We start from the raw sequence: 19,132 nt of genomic DNA, 5'->3' as shown, positions 1-19,132 counted from the left end.
AGGGATCGAAAAACAATCAGAAAGTGGCTGAAAAAGGATGAACCCTTGAAATACCAGCGAACCGTCAAAAAGCCCAGCATTCTCGATCCATATAAAACCTATATCAAAGCGAGAATGGAAGAAGGCTGCTTAAACGCAGTAGTTTTATTTGATGAGATCAAAGCACAGGGATATACAGGGCAAATTCGACTGCTGCGTACATTCATGGAACCGCTGCGTCCTGTTGTCATGACCAAGGCAACGCTACGTTTTGAAACGCCACCCGGAATCCAAGCACAAGTAGATTGGGGACATTTCAAAGTGGAGTGGAATGGTGGATATAAGCGGCTATACGCCTTTGTCATGGTTTTGGGTTACTCGCGAATGTTGTATGTGGAATTTACAGAGAATGAACGGTTGGATACGCTCATCGGCTGCCATTTACGTGCCTTTCAATACTTTGGGGGCAGGCCGGAAACATGCTTGTATGACAATATGAAAACCGTCATTGCGGGTTACGACGATCAAGGGCATGTACTGTGGAATGAACGCTTCTCCCAGTTTGCAAGCCATCACGGTCTTACACTTCGGCGCTGTGCCCCCTACCGCGCACGAACAAAGGGGAAAGTTGAAAATGCTGTTGGCTATGTACGAAAGAATTTTTGGCCTCGCGTTCAGACGTTTACCAGCCTTCATGACTTGAATGAGCAAGTACGTCATTGGTTGGATACGGTGGCCAATGTACGGATACATGGCACTACTCATGAAAGGCCAGTAGATCGGTGGAAACATGAAAATTTAAAGCCGCTTAACCCGATTCCATTCGAAGAAGTGGAACGCCAAAATGGCCTTATCCGGATCTATCAGGGTGACACGATCATCGCCGAACATCAAAAAGCTGCTCGTTCCAAACAAGTCGTGAGCAACAAAAAACACTTCGAGGGGATTCAAACCCAAAGTCGCGCGAAGGCTCCCCAACCTATGCCGCGTTTGGTTCCAAATCCCAGCCCCGAAGTGGCAGAACGTGATTTATCTGTCTATGAGGAGTTTGTTGACGAGGAGGTGATTGTACAATGATGCTCCAGGCCCGTTTAGAAGAAGCCTTTACGCAAATGGGATGGGTACGAATCCCGGAAATTATTCACCACCACGCAGAAGAAGCTGCTGCTCAGAATATATCGTATTTGGAGTTTTTGGACAAGCTTCTGCAAGAGGAAATCATGGCCAAGAGGGATCGATTCATTCGAATGAAGACACGATTGGCTCATTTACCTTACCATAAAACGTTGGAGCAATTCGATTTCAGTTTCCAACCATCAATTGATGAAAGACGGATACGTGATTTGGCAACCCTCCGGTTTGTACAACAACAGGAGAATCTCATTTTGCTTGGTCCGCCAGGAGTCGGCAAGACCCACTTGTCTGTTGCTTTGGCTCTAGAAGCCATTAAACAAGGGTTGACGGTTTACTTTACAACTGCTCATGATTTGGTTCAGACACTTCAGATTGCCCATCAAAACAATAGTATCAAGCAAAAAATGCGGACATTTATTAAGCCGAATGTCTTGATCATTGATGAAATTGGATATCGCAAAATGGATGAAACAGCTGCGCACTTCTTCTTTCAAATCGTATCAGAGCGTTATGAAACCGGTTCAATCATCCTTACTTTGAACAAGTCCTATGGGTCATGGGGAGAGATATTTGGAGATACGGTACTTGCTACCGCCATCCTTGATCGATTATTGCATCACTCCCACACCATCAACATTAAAGGCGAAAGTTATCGCATCAAGGAAAAGAAAAAAGCTGGATTCTTTCGGTCAGAGTCAATTGAAGATAAAACCGAATAAACGGAATTTTCCCACCGCCTGCCCCCTCGGGGACATTATTCAAACAAATATTTTGCCTATTATGGGGAAAATTCAAGTGCAGATAATGGGGAATTTTCATTTGCAGTTGACATTAATGCGAAAGTATAAACTTGTGACCAAGATCCGACGAGCAAATCCCTATCGTAAAATGGCAAGAGCAACGCACGAGCACCAGACATGCCCTAATCTGTTGGAGCGTCAGTTTGACCAGGGAGAACCGGAGAAAGTATATGCATTACGGGAACGGTCAGTGTGCCTACCTGTCAGTAGTAAAAGATGGGGCAACAAAACAGATTTTGGCTCACTACTTTCTTCCTCATTGGAACTTTCATTAGTAGAAAAAACATTGGAGAGGCTACTTGAACCACTAGATGGCAATATTCCTCCGGAAGCAATTCTCCACTCGGATCAAGGAACGCATTATACACATCCGAAAATCCGCCAAATGGTCAGCAAAGCAGGCTTTAAACAGTCGATGTCCCGTAAAGGGAACTGTTGGGACAACGCTTCGATGGAAACGTCTTCGGTCATATGAAGGATGATCTGGATTACAAGGAGTGCCAAACTTTACCGGAGTTAAGAGATCGTATCGACCAATATAACGTATTGCAACACGGGTCGTTATCAGTGGTCATTAAAAAAGATGACTCCTGATGAATACAGAAGTCATCTTTTAGTTTCTTAAGCTCAGGTCCTTTTATTTAAACTGTCTAGAATTAAGGTCACAGTTCCATTGTATGGAAACAGCCTTTTGTCCACGAAACGATTTACGGAAGGACTTGGCATACTTTTCTTCTGCATGTGCCCACGGCACCAACTGAGCCAGCTTGACCCAGCGATTTTCTTTATTCAACTTGCCGCCAAACGGCAAGAAAAAATCATCGGGGAGAAGCAATTGGTTTTCACGATGAGAGTGAAATTTCGTACATTCAGATCCGCTCCATGTGCAAGGAATTTGAAGGGAAATCGTCGATTTCCTTGCACATGATTTCGATGAAAACGTGGCAAAACCCTTGTGGTTACTCAATTTTTAATTCGTCCAGCAGACCCTTTTTATGATACAGTAAATCGTATCATTTGAGATGCTTTTAGCTTTCCCCCTTTCTCATATCCATTTCGGTAGTCAACGTACATCATGAGAGACTGTCTAGCTATTTATAACCAGCACGTCCAGCAAACCCATACATACCAACGCTTTTATTCCTCCACGAACCGCACAAAACTCCCTTAAAAACGCAAAAAAGCCACCTTAGCAGGTGACATCTCGCTATGTATTGGTGGAGGCGGGGGGATTCGAACCCCCGTCCGAAAACAGCGATACATAAGCATCTCCGAGCGCAGTCGTTCTATATCAGTTCGGCTTACAACCTGCGGAACGACACGCCAGCCGCAAGCCTAGCCTGATTGGTCTTCTTCCTTTGGCCCCAGGCGGAGGCCTCCGGCGTAGCCCGTTAGAAGTGAGCCCTAATCACGCCACACGGGCCGATGGAGTGTTAGAGCCTCGCTGGTTATTAGGCAGCGAGAGAAAGTTGTTTGTTGCCAGTTAATGGCTTCCGCGTTGATGACGAGGTCCGCAGCCCCCCGGCTCGCTTCTTATGCTCTACCATCCCCGTCGAATCCAAAACGCCCCCATGTATAAAAGGGCCTGCTGGAACCTTGGAGCAGCAGGGTCAAGAAAAAAGTGTAGGCGAGGATAAAGAGAACCATTACCATCGCCTAGTCAATACGTGTATCTTCATAAACCTGCCTAAGGATATGAAAAAAGTTGTTAGACTATCGATGATGGCTCAACAGTGAAGCCACCGTCGACAGTACAACTAATATAGCATATATATCGCTGTAATTCAATAACAAGCTATTGCCATACTTGGAAACAGTCCCTAAACTTTTTGGCGTTCGCGCAAAGCCCGCTCCATTTCGCGATTGGCGTCCCGCTTCTTGATATCCTCGCGTTTATCGTAATTTTTCTTCCCTTTGGCCAGCGCCAATTCCACTTTGGCCCAGCCGCCTTTCAGGTAAATGCTGAGCGGCACCAGCGAGTATCCCTTTTCACGGGTGAGGCCGATCAATTTCAGGATTTCCATGCGGTTTAGCAAAAGCTGGCGCGTTCTTTCCGGCTCGTGGTTGAAGCGGTTGCCCTGGGCATACGGGCTGATGTGCACGTTGTAGAGCAGCACGTTTCCGTTTTCCACGCGCGCAAAACTGTCCTTCAGCTGAACACGTCCCGCCCGCACCGACTTGATTTCTGTCCCTGTCAAGGCGATCCCGGCTTCGTAGACGTCTTCAATGTGGTAATCGTGGCGTGCCTTTCTATTTTGCGCGACGACTTTGACGCCCGCCTTCCCTTTCGACATACGGATCACCTCACAGTGCGAATCGTACCTTAAAGTTTAACAAAAAAGGCTCTTTTGGGCAAGAATACACCGGACAGCGCCTGCCAGCACCTCACCACCGCCAAACCCGCTATTTCCTCTTGCGCCTGGCCGCGCTGGCGACCTGTTTTTTCTTCCGCTTTTTCGAGCGAACCAAGTCCTCCCAAAACGCCTTTTCCTTGCTCTCACTGGCCTCGTGGCCCAAATCGGCGGCAATCGGCTGGGTAGCAGGCTTGGCCTTCTCCCTGCGTTTGCGCATGGCGGCCGCCGGTTCCCGCTGCTCGCTTTTCTTTCGGCCGTTTTTCCCTTTGCGTCCGCGTTCGGCCCCGCTCCCCTCGATTACCTTGGGACGTCGGTCGCCGCGCGCCCGGAAGCTGTTGCTCTTTTTCATCCCGACGATTTCGAAGTCGATCGCCCTCTCGTCGAGGTTGACATGGGAGACACGCACTTTGACCTCGTCGCCGATCCTGTACTGTTTTCCGGTACGCTCCCCGATCAGGGCGTACATCTTCTCATGGTAATGGTAGTAATCGTCGGTCAGGTAGCTGACGTGAACCAATCCTTCAATGGTATTGGGCAGCTCCACGAATATTCCGAATGACGTCACACCGGAGATGACGCCGTCAAACTCTTCGCCGATCCGCTCCTGCATGTACTCCGCCTTTTTCAGATCGTCCGTTTCCCGCTCGGCGTCAACAGCGACTCGCTCGCGTTGGGAAGCGTGCTCAGCGATGATCGGCAGACGTTCGGCCCAATACGCCTCCCGCTTTTCGCTCATCTTCCCGCTCTCGAGCCACTCGCGAATCAGGCGGTGGACGATCAGGTCCGGATAGCGGCGGATCGGCGACGTAAAGTGGGTGTAAAAATCCGTCGACAAGCCGAAGTGGCCCAAGCTTTCCGAGTCGTAGCGCGCCTGCTTCATCGAGCGCAGCAGCACCGTGCTGATGATGACTTCCTCCGGCGTTCCTTTCACTTCCTCCAGCAGCTGCTGCAGCGCCCGCGGATGCACCGTATTGCCCTTGCCCCGGACAGAATAACCAAAATTGGTGATAAACTCCATAAAGGCCATCAGCTTTTCCGGATTAGGATCTTCGTGCACCCGGTAGATAAACGGCTTGCGCAGCCAGTGGAAGTGCTCCGCCACCGTTTCGTTGGCAGCCAGCATGAACTCCTCGATCATTTGTTCCGCGATCGACCGCACCCGAAAGCCGATGTCTGTCGGCTCCCCCGCTTCGTTGACGTAGATCTTCGCCTCGCGGAAATCAAAGTCTATCGCGCCGCGGCTCATCCGTTTGGCCCGCAGCTTCAGGCACAACTCCTGCATCAGCCTGAACATCGGCACGAGCGGCTCGTACCTTTTGATCAGCTCCGGATCTTCGTCCACGAGGATGCTGCGCACATCGGCGTAGGTCATCCGTTCGTTGGTGCGAATCACACTCAGGTAGATGTCGTGAGAGACGATGTTCGCCTGCCGGTCCAGCTCCATGTCACAGGTGATCGTCAAGCGGTCCACCTGGGGATTGAGGCTGCAGATGCCGTTGGACAAGCGATGCGGCAGCATCGGTATCACCCGGTCCACCAGGTAGACGCTGGTGCCGCGCCGGTACGCTTCCTTATCCAGCTCCGAATTCTCCTTGACGTAGTAACTTACATCCGCTATGTGAACGCCCAACCGGTAGTTGCCGTTTTCCAGGACTTCCAGGGAAACCGCGTCATCCAGGTCTTTGGCATCCGCCCCGTCGATCGTCACCATCATGCGGTCGCGCAAATCGCGCCGGCCTTTGATCTCATCGGGAGAGATTTCGTCCGGGGCCGCTTCCGCTTCCGCCAGCACGGCCTCCGGGAACGCCTCCGGCAGACCGAATTTGCGGATGATCGACAGGATGTCAACGCCCGGATCGTTTTTATGCCCCAGGATTTCAACCACTTCGCCCTCGGGATTGGAACGCCCTTCCGGATAGCGGACGATTTTCACCACGACTTTATGACCGTCCACCGCTCCGTTATAGGCGGTTTTGGGAATAAAAATGTCCCTTCCCAAACGCTTCTCATCGGGAATCACAAAAGCGTAGAGCCGCTCGTCCTGGAACGTCCCCACCACTTCTGTCGTACCCCGCTCCACAATCCGGATAATCCGCCCTTCCAGACGTGCGCCGCTGGTTTGTTTTTCAATCCGCGCCAGTACAATATCCCCGTGCATCGCGCCGTTCATGTCGTTGGCGTGGATGTAAATATCCGGTTCATCAGGGGTGTCGGTAACGACGAAGCCAAATCCCTTGGGATGGCTCTGCAGACGCCCCCGCACCAAATTCATCTTCTCCGGCACCCCGTAGCGATTGGTGCGCGTACGAATCACCTCGCCCCGATCTTCCAATGCATTTAATGTCTTTACCAGCTCTTTAAAAGCCCCGCTGTCGGAAATATCAAACGCCTCTTCCAACTCCGTCACCGTCATCGGATGATACGCCTGCATCCGCATAAAAGAAAGAATGTCTTGCTCGTTCATCATTTAGCTCCTTTTCGTGCTCCTCATTTGTCAATCATGTCTGCTTCTACCAATATTATTCGCTCTTTTGGCAGACGGCAAACGTAAAAAGCGAAAAAGGCAGCAAGTGGTTACTCGCCGCCTCTGTCCGTCCGTATCCAGTTATTTCAAGAAGTACGCCAGCACAATCGCCGAGAGCATGAACAGCACCGCAAAAACAACCGTTAACTTGTTAAGCACTGCGTCAATCCCTCTTGCCTTTTGCTTCCCAACTAACTGTTCGGCCCCCCCGGCTATGGAACCGGCCAGACCGGCACTCTTCCCAGACTGTAACAAAACGACGGCGATCAAGCCGATACTTGCGATCACTAACAAAATCTTTGCAGCTAAAGCCATTGTATTCACCTCAAAATCAAATGGAGTTCAGTCCATGCATATCAGAATAAATGTACCATAGTTCAAATCATTCAGCAACCCAGGACCTTTGCCGATCTCCTTCAGCGCTTCTATTATTATAGTAGAAACCCATCAGGAATGGATTTGAAATGCTTGGTTATATTAGGATCAGGAATAGTTCATGGATGTTCAAAAAACGTAAATGTGTACTTTCTTTGTCTGTTTTCAGCTTGCCTTGCAAGTATCACCATTTTGCCGTAAAATTGCATGTGAACCGTTTACTTTTTACTAGGAGGTCTTCATCTTATGGCTGGTAATAACTTCAAAAAAGATATGCGACAAAATGATATTGTCGACTCCGCGAGGGCCTTTTTTACTTCATTTGGTGTTTTGTTTTTGATATTCTTGATCGCACTTGTAGTCTCCTTGGCTTATCCACAAAAACAAGAAGCTGCTGAAGGTCCCAGCGGCGCGACGACAACTGTCGATCCTGATAAGATCTTCCAAGCAAACTGCGCCTCCTGCCACGGCCAGAACCTCGAAGGAATTGTCGGCCCGAAATTGGCCAACATCGGAAGCCAATTGAGCGAAAAAGAAATCTCGGATATCATCCACAACGGTAAAGGCATCATGCCTCCAGGTATCCTGACTGACCCGAAAGAAGTTAGCGCAGTAGCCAAATGGTTGTCTGAGAAAAAATAAACCAGCTTACATAGAAAAGCCTTTCTGCTGCGGCGGGAAGGCTTTTCTTGCATGAAAAAACGATTGCCCCGGCACTGATGCAAGGCAATCGTTTTTCATTTTATTTTTGTCCGGCGGAACTCAGTCGATTGACCCGGACCCGGGTTGCCATCAAAGCCGCGACGATACAGATCATTCCGGCGGCCACGAACGCGATCCCGTAACTGCCGAACCACTGACGCAGCAGTCCCGCTTCGTAGGCAGCCGAGGAGGCGCCCAACTGATGCGCGACGACAATCCAGCCGTACACCATCCCTACCTGTTCTTTGGCAAAATTCTGGGCAGTGAGCTTGACCGTCGGGGGAACGGTCGCAATCCAATCCAAGCCGTAAAACACGGCAAAAATCATCATATACACGTAGCCCATATCGAGCGCTTGCGGCAAAAAGATCAGCGACAAACCGCGCAGATCAAACAAGCCCATGAAGGCCAAGAGGGCAGCCGCCGTAACCTCCGGGATGCCAAAATCGCCGCATGCCGGGATCAGGTGTGTGCCAATCAGTCCGTTGGTAGAGAACCCGCAGAAGAAAAAGGTCCCCGCCAAGAGCCAAAACGATCCGCTTTGAAAGGCTGTCCGAAGCACCCGCAGCGGTTCGAGAAAGATGTTTCCCGAAAAACTGGCAGGTCTTGCGTGCTCCCGGGCCCCGTAAGGCATTAGTCCGACGTCCTCCGGGTCGTTGCGCATCAATACTGCGACGATGGGGATCAGTATACACAGGGCAAGCACTGCAGTCCATACCGAATACCTCCAACCCGCCTCCTGGATAATCTTCGCCAGCAGGGGCAGAAACAACAGCTGTCCCGTCGCTGCGCTGGCCGTCAAGAGCCCGACCACCGTCCCCTTCCGCTCGACAAACCAGCGATTTGCCACCATAACGCCCAGAACGTTGGCCAACGCTCCCGTAGCCAGGCCCATCAGGACTCCCCAAAGCAGGTTGAGCTGCCAGAGCGACGTCATGACCGTAGTAAAAGAAAGGCCCACTGCCAGCAGCGCCAATGCGCAGATCATCGTCCTCCGAATCCCGAACCGCTCCATCCAGGCAGCGGCAAACGGCCCCATCAGACCGTACAGGAAGATATTGATCGAGACAACCCCGGAAAGACCTGCCCGGCTCCAGCCGAACTCATCCTCAAGGGGCATCATCAGTATTCCCGGCATGGAACGGATACCGGCTGCGACCAGCAAGGTCAAAAACGTAATCACGACGACAATCCACCCGTGATACAGCCCAGGCCGTTTTCCGACGACGCGATTCTGTATTTGCATCTGTATTTGCATCTGTTTCTCTCCCTTCTTTACATACTTGGGACAGAGCAGTATCCCTGATAAATTAAATGTAATTAAAATTATTACAGTTAATCGCAAAAAAATTACTCTCCCGCTTCCTCCTGCACCTTTTTGAGGACATCCGCGATCGTAAATGAACGAAAGTAATCTTCCAACTGCTGTTCGGCAGCCAGAAAAATCCCGTCCATCGCTTTTTCAATATTCGCACCAATCAGACACTGCGGATTGGGATTGGGCCACTTCGGCTTGAGCGAACCTTCCGACGTCAGGCGATACATCTCCTCCAAGGTAACTTCTGCAGGGTTGCAGTTGAGTTGGAAGCCGCCCTTCGCCCCTTCTTTTGACTTGATGTAACCGTGCTTGCGCAGCAGGCTGAGCACTTTGCGAACCCGGACCGGATGTACGGAGACACTGGTGGCGATGATGTCGCTGGAAGCCAGACGGCCGGCTGCCCTGGCCAGTACGTCAGGCTGTGAACGGCAATGATAAATTCACTGTTCATCCATATCCTCCCGTTCGTAAATGTAATGTAATCATAAGTATTACAGTTCTAGCTGTCAAGAAAAATGAGTAAAAGGACCGGCTCTCCCCCACATCGGGGAAAACCGGTCCCTCATGCTTACTTTTTCAGATTGTAGAAAGCAGTCCGACCGCCGAAACGCGCGGTATCACCCAACTCGTCCTCAATGCGCAGAAGCTGGTTGTACTTGGCTACACGGTCGGTGCGGGACGGAGCGCCCGTCTTGATCTGTCCGGCATTGGTCGCCACGGCGATATCCGCGATCGTCGCGTCCTCGGTCTCCCCGGAGCGGTGAGAGATGACAGCGGTATATCCGGCGCGCTTGGCCATTTCGATCGCGTCGAAGGTCTCCGTTAACGTGCCGATTTGGTTTACTTTTACCAAAATGGAATTTCCTGTACGATTCTCGATCCCGCGAGCCAGGCGCTCGGTATTCGTCACGAACAGGTCGTCCCCGACGAGCTGCACTTTGCCGCCCAGGCGCTCGGTAAGGGCCTTCCAACCGTCCCAATCGTCTTCTGCCAGACCGTCTTCAATCGAGATGATCGGGTATTTTTGCACCAGTTCTTCGTAGAAGGCAATCATTTCTTCCGTGGTTTTTACCACGCCTTCGCCTTCGAAATGGTATTTTCCGTCTTTGTACATCTCCGTCGACGCTACATCCAGCGCGAGGAAGACATCCTTGCCAGGCTCGTACCCTGCGGCCTTGATTGCTTCCAGGATCGTCGTAATCGCCTCTTCGTTCGATTTCAGGTTAGGCGCGAATCCGCCCTCATCGCCGACAGCGGTGTTCATGCCCTTCGCTGCCAGCACTTTTTTCAGGGAGTGGAAGATCTCCGCACCCGTCCGCAGCGCTTCAGCAAAAGAGGAGGCGCCGACAGGCATGACCATGAATTCCTGGATGTCCACAGTGTTGTCCGCGTGTTTGCCGCCGTTTAAGATATTCATCATCGGGACAGGCAGCGTCTTGGCGTTAAACCCGCCCAGGTAGTTGTAGAGCGGGATTCCCAGGGAGTTGGCTGCTGCATGTGCTACGGCCATCGAGACGCCGAGGATCGCATTGGCCCCCAGTTTCCCTTTATTAGGCGTTCCGTCCAAAGCGATCATCGCTGTGTCGATGCCTACCTGGTCCAGTGCATCCATGCCGATCAATTCCGGTGCGATGATGTCATTTACATTCTTGACCGCCTGCTGAACGCCTTTGCCCAGGTAGCGGGATTTGTCGCCGTCGCGCAGTTCTACCGCTTCGTACGCCCCCGTCGAAGCTCCGGATGGAACATCTGCGCGTCCCATCGAGCCATCCTCCAAATACACTTCCACCTCAACGGTAGGGTTGCCGCGAGAATCAAGTATTTCACGTGCGTAGATATCCGTAATCATGCTCATCTTTTTTCCTCCTCTTACTGTTCCAGTAATGTCGAACCAGTCATCTCTTCAGGTTGCTCTACTCCCAACAAGTCTAACACAGTCGGGGATAAATCTGCCAAAATTCCGTCCTTTCGCAGCGTGACGCCTTCCTTGGTGACGATCACCGGTACCGGGTAGGTGCTGTGGGAGGTTACCGGGTTTCCCTCGGAGTCGAGGATCAGGTCCGCGTTGCCGTGATCGGCGGTGATGATGGCAACCCCTCCTTTGGCCAAAATCGCATCGACGACCCGGCCGAGACAGTGGTCCACCGTTTCGACCGCTTTGATCGTCGGCTCCATTTTCCCGGAATGCCCGACCATGTCGCAGTTGGCGAAGTTCAGGATGATCGCGTCAAATTTCTCTGCCTCGATTTCGGCGACGACGGCATCCGTCACCTCCGGAGCGCTCATCTCCGGCTTCAGGTCATAGGTAGCCACTTTGGGTGACGGAATCAGGATTCGCTGTTCGCCGGGAAATTCCTGCTCACGTCCGCCGCTGAAGAAAAAGGTGACGTGCGGGTACTTCTCCGTTTCCGCGATCCTCAGCTGGGTCAGGCCGTTCTGCGCCAGTACTTCGCCCAATGTGTTGTCCAGGTTGGCCGGCTTGTACGCCACGAACCCGTCGACTGTTTCGGAAAAATGCGTCAAACAGACAAAGTAGAGCTGCTTGGGCCGCCCCGCTCCCCGGTCGAACCCGCGAAAATCATCGTTCGTAAAGGCTTGCGAGGTCTGGATGGCACGGTCGGGACGGAAGTTGAAGAAAATGACGGCATCCTCGCTTTCCACCAATGCGACCGGCTTGTCATGTTCGTCTACTATCACCGTGGGCATGACGAATTCATCCATGATCGATTTTGCGTACGACTCTTTTACCGCCTGGATCGGGTCGGTGTAGTGCGGCCCTTCCCCGTAGACCATGGCCCGGTACGCTTTCTCTACGCGCTCCCAGCGTTTGTCGCGGTCCATCGCGTAGTAGCGGCCCTGTACGGTGGCGATTTTGCCAACCCCAAGCTCTTTGCACTTGTCCTTGAGCTGCTCCAGGTATTTCACCGCGCTGTCGGGTGCAACATCGCGTCCGTCGAGGAAAGCGTGGACGTATACCCGATCCAACCCTTCCCGCTTGGCCAGCTCCAGCAGGGCGAACAGATGGTTGATGTGGCTGTGCACGCCGCCGTCGGACAAAAGGCCGAACAAGTGCAGCTTTTTGCCGTTTTCCTTGGCGTGGCGGACGGCACCCAGCAGCGTTTCATTTTGAAAGAAGCTTCCCTCTTTGATCGCTTTGCTCACGCGGGTCAAATCCTGGTAGACGACCCGCCCGGCGCCGATGTTGAGATGCCCCACTTCGGAGTTTCCCATCTGTCCTTCCGGCAGGCCTACGGCAAGTCCGCTGGCTTGCAGAGTGGCGTGCGGATATTGGTTCCAGTAGCGGTCAAAATTGGGCTTGTTCGCTTGCGCCACGGCGTTTCCGTACGTTTCGTCGCGCAGGGCAAACCCGTCCAGAATAATCAAGGCAACCGGCTTCGGTCGATTCGCCATCGATGTTACCCCCTCGCCACGAGAGCGCCTTGCGCCAGGGCGAGATAGCTGTCTGCTGCCAGGCTGGCGCCGCCGACGAGCGCTCCGTCGATGTCAGATTGCTGCATAAAGCTTGCGATGTTCTCCGGTTTGACACTGCCGCCATACTGAATCCGCACCTGCTCCGCCGCCTGTTGCCCCAACACTGCCGCGACGACCTGGCGAATGCAGGCGATGGTCTGGTTGGCGTCCTCGGCGGTCGACGACTTGCCTGTGCCAATCGCCCAAATCGGTTCGTATGCGATGACCAATTCAGCCGCCTGCTCCGCGCTTACACCTGCCAAAGCTGCCGTTGTCTGGCTGCGAACGACTTCTTCCGTCTTGCCGCCTTCCCGTTCCTCAAGCGACTCGCCGACGCAGATAATCGGCTTTAATCCGTGCGCCAAGGCAGCTTTTACCTTTTTATTGACCAGTTCATCCGTTTCCTGAAAGTACTGGCGCCGCTCGGAATGGCCGAGGATCACGTAGGCTACGCCCAGCTCTTTTAGCATCAGCGGACTGATCTCGCCGGTATAGGCTCCCTGCTGCGCGAAGTGCATATTCTGCGCGCCCAGCTGGTAAGGGCTTCCCTTCAGCCGTTCACTTAGCGCAGCCAGAGCCGTAAACGGCGCACAGATTACTTTTTCAACTCCGTTTGCCGGGTCTTCAGCAGGCAATTGCCGGGCAAATTCTGCCGCCTCGGCAACGCTTTTGTACATCTTCCAGTTGCCAGCCAGTATCGGTTTTCTCATTGCTGCCTACCTCCTGCTATTTATCCTGTAATACGGTTACACCCGGCAGATCTTTGCCTTCCATAAACTCCAGGGAAGCCCCGCCGCCGGTAGAAATGTGCGTCATCCGATCGGCGACGCCGGCCTTCTCCACCGCAGCCACCGAGTCACCGCCGCCGATGATCGTCGTTCCGGCGCACTCTGCCATCGCTTTTGCCACTTCCACCGTTCCGCTCGCAAACTTGTCCAGCTCAAACACGCCCATCGGCCCGTTCCACACGACCGTCTTGGAGGCGAGGATGGCCTCGCGGAACGTTTTCACCGTCGCAGGTCCGATGTCAAGCGCCATCCAGCCGTCTGGAATCGCGTCGATCGATACGGTTTTTGTCTCGGCGTCAGCGGCAAACCGATCGGCGACGACCACATCTGTCGGCATCAGCAGCTGCACGCCGCGCTGCTTTGCCTGCTCCATCAGCGAGCGGGCCAGCTCCAGCTTGTCGTCTTCACACAGCGAGGCGCCGACACTGTAGCCCTGCGCCTTGATAAAGGTGTTGGCCATTCCGCCGCCGATGATCAGCGTGTCAACCTTCGTCAGCAAATTCTCGATGACGGCAATCTTGTCTTTTACCTTGGCCCCGCCGACGATCGCAGTGAAGGGACGGTCAGGATTTGACAAGGCCCCGCCGAGGAATTGAAGCTCTTTTTCCATTAACAAGCCAGCGACAGCCGGTATGTACTGTGCGATGCCCGCCGTTGAAGCGTGGGCGCGATGAGCGGTGCCAAACGCATCATTGACGAACACGTCAGCCAATGACGCGAACTCCTTGGCCAGTTCAGGGTCGTTCTTTTCTTCTCCGGCATGGAAGCGGACGTTCTCCAGCAGAATGACGTCGCCGTCTTTCATCTCCCGAACGGCAGCCGCTACCTCCGGGCCGGTCGAATCGGCCAGTTTTTTCACGGGTTGGCCGAGCAGCTTGCTGAGGTGCTCCGCCACTGCTGTAAGGCGCATTTCCTCTACGACTTCACCTTTCGGACGGCCAAAGTGACTGGCCAGGATCACTTTCGCCCCCGCTTTCGTTAAATACGTAATCGTCGGGACCGCCGCCCTGATGCGGGTATCGTCGGTAATCACGCCGTCTTGCATGGGCACATTGAAATCGACCCGGCAAAAAACCCGTTTCCCGGCCAAGTCGATATCGCGAATGGACTTCTTCGACATGAACAGCTCCTCCTTGTGATAGGATGCTTGCTATACCTTATAAACGTACGGGAAAAGGGAGAGGTTGCTCTCCCTTTTCAACTTGCCGCTTCTATTGTACGTTTACAGGCCGCGCTGTGCAACATATTGGCACAGGTCTACGACGCGGTTGGAATAGCCCCACTCGTTGTCATACCAGGAGACAACCTTGACCATGTTGCCTTCCAGGACCATGGTAGACAAGCCGTCAATCGTCGAAGAAGCCGGATTGCCATTGTAGTCGGAAGAGACGAGCGGTTCATCCGAGTAGGCCAGGATGCCGGAGAGCGGGCCTTCTGCCGCTTCTTTCAGCACTTGGTTTACCTCTTCCACTGTCACGTCCGTTTTCAGTTCGGCGACCAGGTCGACCACCGAAACATTCGGCGTAGGCACACGCATCGCAAAGCCGTTCAGCTTTCCTTTCAGCTCCGGCAGCACCAGGGAAACCGCTTTTGCTGCGCCTGTCGAGGTCGGAATGATATTTTCCGCTGCGGCACGGGCCCGGCGAAGGTCTTTATGCGGCAGATCGAGAATCTGCTGGTCGTTGGTGTAAGAGTGTACAGTGGTCATCAAGCCGCGGACAATTCCGAATTTCTCATGCAGCACTTTGGCAAACGGAGCCAGACAGTTCGTCGTGCAAGACGCATTGGAGATGACCGTGTGTGCTGCCGGATCGTACTTGTCTTCGTTGACGCCCATGACGATCGTAATGTCTTCGTTCGTCGCCGGAGCGGAGATGATGACCTTCTTGGCTCCGCCCTCCAGGTGCTTCGCTGCGTCCTCCCGCTTGGTGAAGCGTCCGGTAGACTCGACGACGATTTCTACGCCGTAATCCTGCCACTTGAGGTTGGCTGGATCGCGTTCTGCCAGTACTTTAATCTCTTTTCCGCCGACGATCAGGCATCCTTCTCCTGCTTCGACCGTCTTATCCAACACCCCGTGCACCGTGTCGTACTTCAGCAGATGGGCCAAAGTCTTGGCATCTGTCAAATCGTTGACGGCGACAACTTCTACATTCGGATTGTTCAATGCAGCGCGAAATACATTGCGACCGATTCGTCCAAATCCATTAATCCCTACTTTTACCATAAAAAAGACCTCCTAACAATTTCAGTACCTTCATAAAATGAACCCTAACGGGCAGGACTCTCCTGCATGTGACCGCCCTTAGTGTTTCCACAGAAGTCCCAGGCAGATACGACGACGTCAGATTCCAGCTAAGGCTTCTGACCAAGCAGCGTCAGGGCCGCTCCTTCATCGGTGACGAGCACGTTCTGGCACGCTTGTTTGGCAAAGGACTGGATCGCTTTTGCCTTGCTCGCTCCGCCGGCAACAGAGATAACGACTTCCGCTTGCTTTACATCCTCCAGCTGCAGGCCGATGGTCGGCATTCGGTGGACGATTTCGCCCGCTTCATTAAAATAGTAGCCGAACGCTTCGGAAACAGCCCCGGCCTGTTCCAGCTCCTCGAGCTCGCTCTCGTCATATTTGCGGCGCCGGGCCATCGTCAATGCGTCTCCAATCCCGTGGACGACGATGCGAGCGGAGTGAAGCAGTTCCATCACTTCCGCCACCTGCGGCTCCGCAAGCAAAGACTGGAAGGCGTCCGGGCTCAATCTGTCCGGAACGTGAAGCAGCCGGTAGCTGCCTCCGGTTCTCGCCGCCATCTCGGAGGCCAAGGTATTGGCCTGCAGTTCCACCTTTTCTCCCAATCCGCCGCGCGCAGGAACAAATTGAACACTGCGATACACGGCAGACGGAGTCAAATGCTCGGCTACGCTGGCGACCGTGGAGCCCCCTGTCAAAGCGATCACATCTCCTTCACAGACATGCTGCTTCAACAAACGCGCCCCGACCCGCCCCAGCTCGTGTTTGACCCACTCGGACTGGTCGGAGTCGCCTTGGACGACGATTACCTCCGGGATGCCGAGAAGCTCTTGCAGCTGCCCGGCAAGCTGATTCAACCCGAACAAGTCGTTCACCATCGCCTCCAACTGCTCCAAAATGCGATACCCCTCTTCGGTACAGGTCATCCCGACAGACGAGACGTTAATCAAGCCCATTTCTTTTAATAGTTCGACTTCGGCCCGCAGGATGCGTTCCGTGGTCATCATCGCCTGGGCCAAGCCCCTTCGGCCGATCGGCTGAAGATGGGAGATCGACTGCAGAAGCGTATAGCGTTTACGCAGGACATTTACCAAATCAGGAAGCAGCTTCTGCTGCACTTCAATCAGACTACGCATACATCTCCTCCTTATATAAGGAGTATGGACAAAAAATGTCCCGCTATATACAATTTTAGTCCCACGCAAAGCAAAAAAATAAGATCTTTCACCTGTAGTGTATCACAGCCGGAAACGGGTGGCAAGAAATGAAAAAGCCCGGCAAGGTGCAGCCCCTGCCCGGCCCGGTTCTCTACCACAAATACTTCAAGGCTTGTTTGGGGTGGACGTAGTATACCCCGATTAGCCTCCACTCTTTTTTCGACCTCCTCAGAAGGCCTGAAAGGATCAAACCGGCTTGCAGCACACTGTCCAACTCGGCGGGAACCCTGACGATACATTTCTTGCGCTTTTCGCAATCCAGCACACGCCATTGGTTCTGGCCAGTCCGTTCCAGAAGTTGAAACGACCCGTCCCAATCTTCCCATTTTTCCTCCAGCAGCAGGGCGTTGCCAAAACATTTTTCAGCCCTTTCCCGAACCAGGAAGCAGTGCGGCAGCGTCGTCTTCCACTCGTCCAGCAGCGGCTTGCACGCCCGCCACAGTTTTACCCAATCTGCTTTGTCCAGCCAGCGGAGCAGTCGTCCCATCGCCGACACCAGCCGCGCAGCTCCCGTACGGGTACTGCTCACATCCATGCAAATGTACCACCAACAGATAAATTCCGCGATATGTTCTTCCGTGATATCGCCCCAATGATGTATCTCGTGTCCGCGCATGGACAGGTACGCTTTAAACGCCGAGATGGCGTCATCGTACTTTTCTTTCGTCGCGTCAGTCTTGTCCCGCAGCACTTCATTGCGAAACAGCCCGAACGTGGCATCAAACCACGGAAGCTCAATCTCCTCTTCGTCCACGGAGTCAAACAGCACAGCTTCATCCGGCAGTTCTTCCGCCATCTTCTCCATATTGGCCAGTTCACGCTCAAGCAGGCGAGCCTCGAATTGGGACAAGTCCCTTCCGTCCTTCAGCTTGAGAAAAATCTCTTTCAACTGGGGCGAGGCAATGCCTGACGTCACCAGCTGATCCAGCAAGACAGCCATTTCGTCAAGAGTTTCCTGTCCTCCCTTTCCGGTTTCTGCGAAGCCGCTGAGGTTTTCCTCGTGGAAAATGGAGTTCCGGAAAGCTTCGGCGATTTTCTCGCTCCAGGCAAACACGGACCTTTTCCCGCCTATGCTGAATTCGCAATCAAGCGCAGGCGGTTCATCTCCGCCCTCCACTGCCGCAAACCACATGAGATGCTGAAGGCTCTGGTAAAACAGCCACTTTTGGTCCGCATCGAGCTTGTCCAGTTCTTCTTGAAGCCCGGCCCGATCCTCCTGATACAATGTCATCAAGGAAGAGATCCGCTCGGCATCCTGCTCAAACAGTTCTCCATCAGCGGCATTTACAGCCTTGTAGGCGAGCGACAACCCGTTGGATTTCAGGTACGCCGAATAGCTGTCTTCGTCCGCAAGCGGCGGGTGAGCAGCCGTGAACCTGTCGTCTTGAAGCCGGCGCCACCACTCCCGCAGACTTCTTGCATAGGCAGGAGCGAGAATGCAGGGGTTCTGCACAATCAACCAATGGCCGTCAGGGAGCGGGTACAGCCTCGTCATCAAAATGGACCACGGCAGAGCCAGTTCCTCCGGCTCTACTCTTACGGGGTAAAGCTTCCCGGTAAACAGGTCGGCCAAGATCATTTCCTCTTCATTGGCAATGGAGACAACCTGGTAAAAGCCGTTGTGTGTATCTGCCAATCTCTCAAGCACTGAGCGAAGCGGAAGCCGCTTGTTTTTTGTCAACAACAAGTGCTGCGCAAATGTCTGTCCCTCGGCACCCGCCCGATCCAGCCACTCCCAGTGAAGGCGGGTCGACAGCCATGGCTCTGCCTCGGCTTCTTCCAGCGTTATTTCCAGCGTCTGCAGACTTGCTGACAACCCTTGCTCAACCCAGTGTCTGTGGCTAATGAAGAAGTACTGTTCCATCACATAATCAAGGACTTTCTCAATCTGCACCCTTTCCGCCTTCGCCGTACCTAAGATTAGCATTCGTTTTCTCCTTTTCTCTGCTTCAACTTGGAATCCAGACGACCTGACAGCTCCACCCGGAATTCCGTTTCTGTCACTACACGGGATACCGATTCAAAGACGACCTCGCCGTCTACCGCCACCACCGGAATGGTGAAGAGGTATTTTTCTTCCAACTCGGGGCGATTGGAGATATTTACCACTTCGAGAGTCAGGGGAATATCCCTGCCGACCGCCCTGATGCTTTGCTCCAGGTCGTCGCAGAGATGGCAGCCGGGGCGGCCGTATAACGTAATTGAAAAAACATGGGATGTCATTG

General features: G+C 53.2%; 17 protein-coding genes, 1 other RNA gene and 1 pseudogene. 4 read left to right on the top strand and 15 right to left on the bottom strand.

Translation table 11 applies throughout. The annotated features are described in order from the left end of the window. From istA to HGBM_RS27220, 3 genes are all read left to right on the top strand, one after another. Window positions 1-1,056 (top strand): IS21 family transposase (gene istA / locus HGBM_RS10995; RefSeq protein ID WP_019121158.1); only part of this gene is annotated, 1,056 nt, incomplete at its 5' end. After that, window positions 1,053-1,832: an IS21-like element helper ATPase IstB gene (istB, locus tag HGBM_RS10990; protein ID WP_019121157.1), complete on the top strand. Its 780-nt coding sequence runs from the start codon at window positions 1,053-1,055 to the stop codon at window positions 1,830-1,832. The genes istA and istB, both read left to right, overlap by 4 nt. Next, window positions 1,813-2,388, top strand: a complete 576-nt coding sequence (locus HGBM_RS27220; RefSeq protein WP_245552942.1) for a DDE-type integrase/transposase/recombinase — start codon at window positions 1,813-1,815, stop codon at window positions 2,386-2,388. Before istB ends, HGBM_RS27220 begins: the two co-directional genes overlap by 20 nt. Window positions 2,389-2,586: 198 nt before the next feature. Here the strand turns inward: HGBM_RS27220 and HGBM_RS32470 are convergent. The 5 genes and pseudogenes from HGBM_RS32470 to secG form a co-directional block, all read right to left on the bottom strand. Beyond that, window positions 2,587-2,808: pseudogene (locus tag HGBM_RS32470) on the bottom strand (hypothetical protein); the annotation flags it as partial. Window positions 2,809-3,128: 320 nt separating this feature from the next. Beyond that, window positions 3,129-3,484, bottom strand: a transfer-messenger RNA (tmRNA) gene (gene ssrA, locus HGBM_RS29500). A gap of 249 nt (window positions 3,485-3,733) precedes the next feature. Then, window positions 3,734-4,207: an SsrA-binding protein SmpB gene (smpB, locus tag HGBM_RS10975; RefSeq protein WP_019121155.1), complete on the bottom strand. Its 474-nt coding sequence runs from the start codon at window positions 4,205-4,207 to the stop codon at window positions 3,734-3,736. Window positions 4,208-4,316: 109 nt separating this feature from the next. Then, the gene (gene rnr / locus HGBM_RS10970) at window positions 4,317-6,731 is read right to left on the bottom strand and encodes a ribonuclease R (protein WP_019121154.1); all 2,415 of its coding nucleotides are present in this window, start codon (window positions 6,729-6,731) and stop codon (window positions 4,317-4,319) included. A gap of 141 nt (window positions 6,732-6,872) precedes the next feature. Next, window positions 6,873-7,106, bottom strand: a complete 234-nt coding sequence (gene secG, locus HGBM_RS10965; RefSeq protein WP_019121153.1) for a preprotein translocase subunit SecG — start codon at window positions 7,104-7,106, stop codon at window positions 6,873-6,875. 306 nt (window positions 7,107-7,412) lie between these two features. Between secG and HGBM_RS10960 the strand changes: the two genes are divergently transcribed. Further along, entirely contained in the window at window positions 7,413-7,808 is a 396-nt protein-coding gene (locus HGBM_RS10960) for a c-type cytochrome (RefSeq protein ID WP_019121152.1), read from the top strand. 100 nt (window positions 7,809-7,908) lie between these two features. On the opposite strand, the gene HGBM_RS10955 is transcribed toward HGBM_RS10960, so the two are convergent. The 10 genes from HGBM_RS10955 to HGBM_RS10910 all read right to left on the bottom strand — a co-directional run bounded on the left by HGBM_RS10955 (window position 7,909) and on the right by HGBM_RS10910 (window position 19,130). Then, window positions 7,909-9,126, bottom strand: a complete 1,218-nt coding sequence (locus HGBM_RS10955) for an MFS transporter (RefSeq protein ID WP_019121151.1) — start codon at window positions 9,124-9,126, stop codon at window positions 7,909-7,911. 92 nt (window positions 9,127-9,218) lie between these two features. Further along, window positions 9,219-9,557 (bottom strand): RrF2 family transcriptional regulator, encoded by a 339-nt coding sequence (locus tag HGBM_RS27215; protein WP_245552959.1) that lies wholly within the window; start codon window positions 9,555-9,557, stop codon window positions 9,219-9,221. A 197-nt stretch (window positions 9,558-9,754) separates the two neighbouring features. Next, complete coding sequence (eno, locus tag HGBM_RS10945; RefSeq protein WP_019121149.1) at window positions 9,755-11,041, bottom strand: phosphopyruvate hydratase; 1,287 nt, start codon at window positions 11,039-11,041, stop codon at window positions 9,755-9,757. A 14-nt stretch (window positions 11,042-11,055) separates the two neighbouring features. Continuing rightward, entirely contained in the window at window positions 11,056-12,597 is a 1,542-nt protein-coding gene (gene gpmI, locus HGBM_RS10940; protein ID WP_019121148.1) for a 2,3-bisphosphoglycerate-independent phosphoglycerate mutase, read from the bottom strand. Window positions 12,598-12,602: 5 nt separating this feature from the next. Further along, window positions 12,603-13,367, bottom strand: coding sequence for a triose-phosphate isomerase (gene tpiA / locus HGBM_RS10935; RefSeq protein ID WP_019121147.1), 765 nt, complete (start codon window positions 13,365-13,367; stop codon window positions 12,603-12,605). 16 nt (window positions 13,368-13,383) lie between these two features. Further along, the gene (locus tag HGBM_RS10930; protein WP_019121146.1) at window positions 13,384-14,565 is read right to left on the bottom strand and encodes a phosphoglycerate kinase; all 1,182 of its coding nucleotides are present in this window, start codon (window positions 14,563-14,565) and stop codon (window positions 13,384-13,386) included. A gap of 102 nt (window positions 14,566-14,667) precedes the next feature. Further along, window positions 14,668-15,672, bottom strand: a complete 1,005-nt coding sequence (gene gap / locus HGBM_RS10925; RefSeq protein WP_019121145.1) for a type I glyceraldehyde-3-phosphate dehydrogenase — start codon at window positions 15,670-15,672, stop codon at window positions 14,668-14,670. Window positions 15,673-15,800: 128 nt separating this feature from the next. Beyond that, on the bottom strand, window positions 15,801-16,826 hold the full coding sequence (locus HGBM_RS10920; RefSeq protein WP_019121144.1) for a sugar-binding transcriptional regulator: 1,026 nt from the start codon (window positions 16,824-16,826) through the stop codon (window positions 15,801-15,803). A gap of 172 nt (window positions 16,827-16,998) precedes the next feature. After that, on the bottom strand, window positions 16,999-18,834 hold the full coding sequence (locus tag HGBM_RS10915; RefSeq protein WP_019121143.1) for a hypothetical protein: 1,836 nt from the start codon (window positions 18,832-18,834) through the stop codon (window positions 16,999-17,001). After that, the gene (locus HGBM_RS10910; RefSeq protein WP_019121142.1) at window positions 18,828-19,130 is read right to left on the bottom strand and encodes a glutaredoxin family protein; all 303 of its coding nucleotides are present in this window, start codon (window positions 19,128-19,130) and stop codon (window positions 18,828-18,830) included. Before HGBM_RS10910 ends, HGBM_RS10915 begins: the two co-directional genes overlap by 7 nt. Between the last annotated feature and the right edge of the window lie 2 nt (window positions 19,131-19,132).

Origin of the sequence: Brevibacillus massiliensis (assembly GCF_000311785.1) — a bacterium.
In the GTDB taxonomy this organism is placed as follows: domain Bacteria; phylum Bacillota; class Bacilli; order Brevibacillales; family Brevibacillaceae; genus Brevibacillus_C; species Brevibacillus_C massiliensis.
The sequence above is the reverse complement of the archived record's forward strand: the minus strand, read 5'-3'. Positions and strand labels throughout refer to the sequence as shown.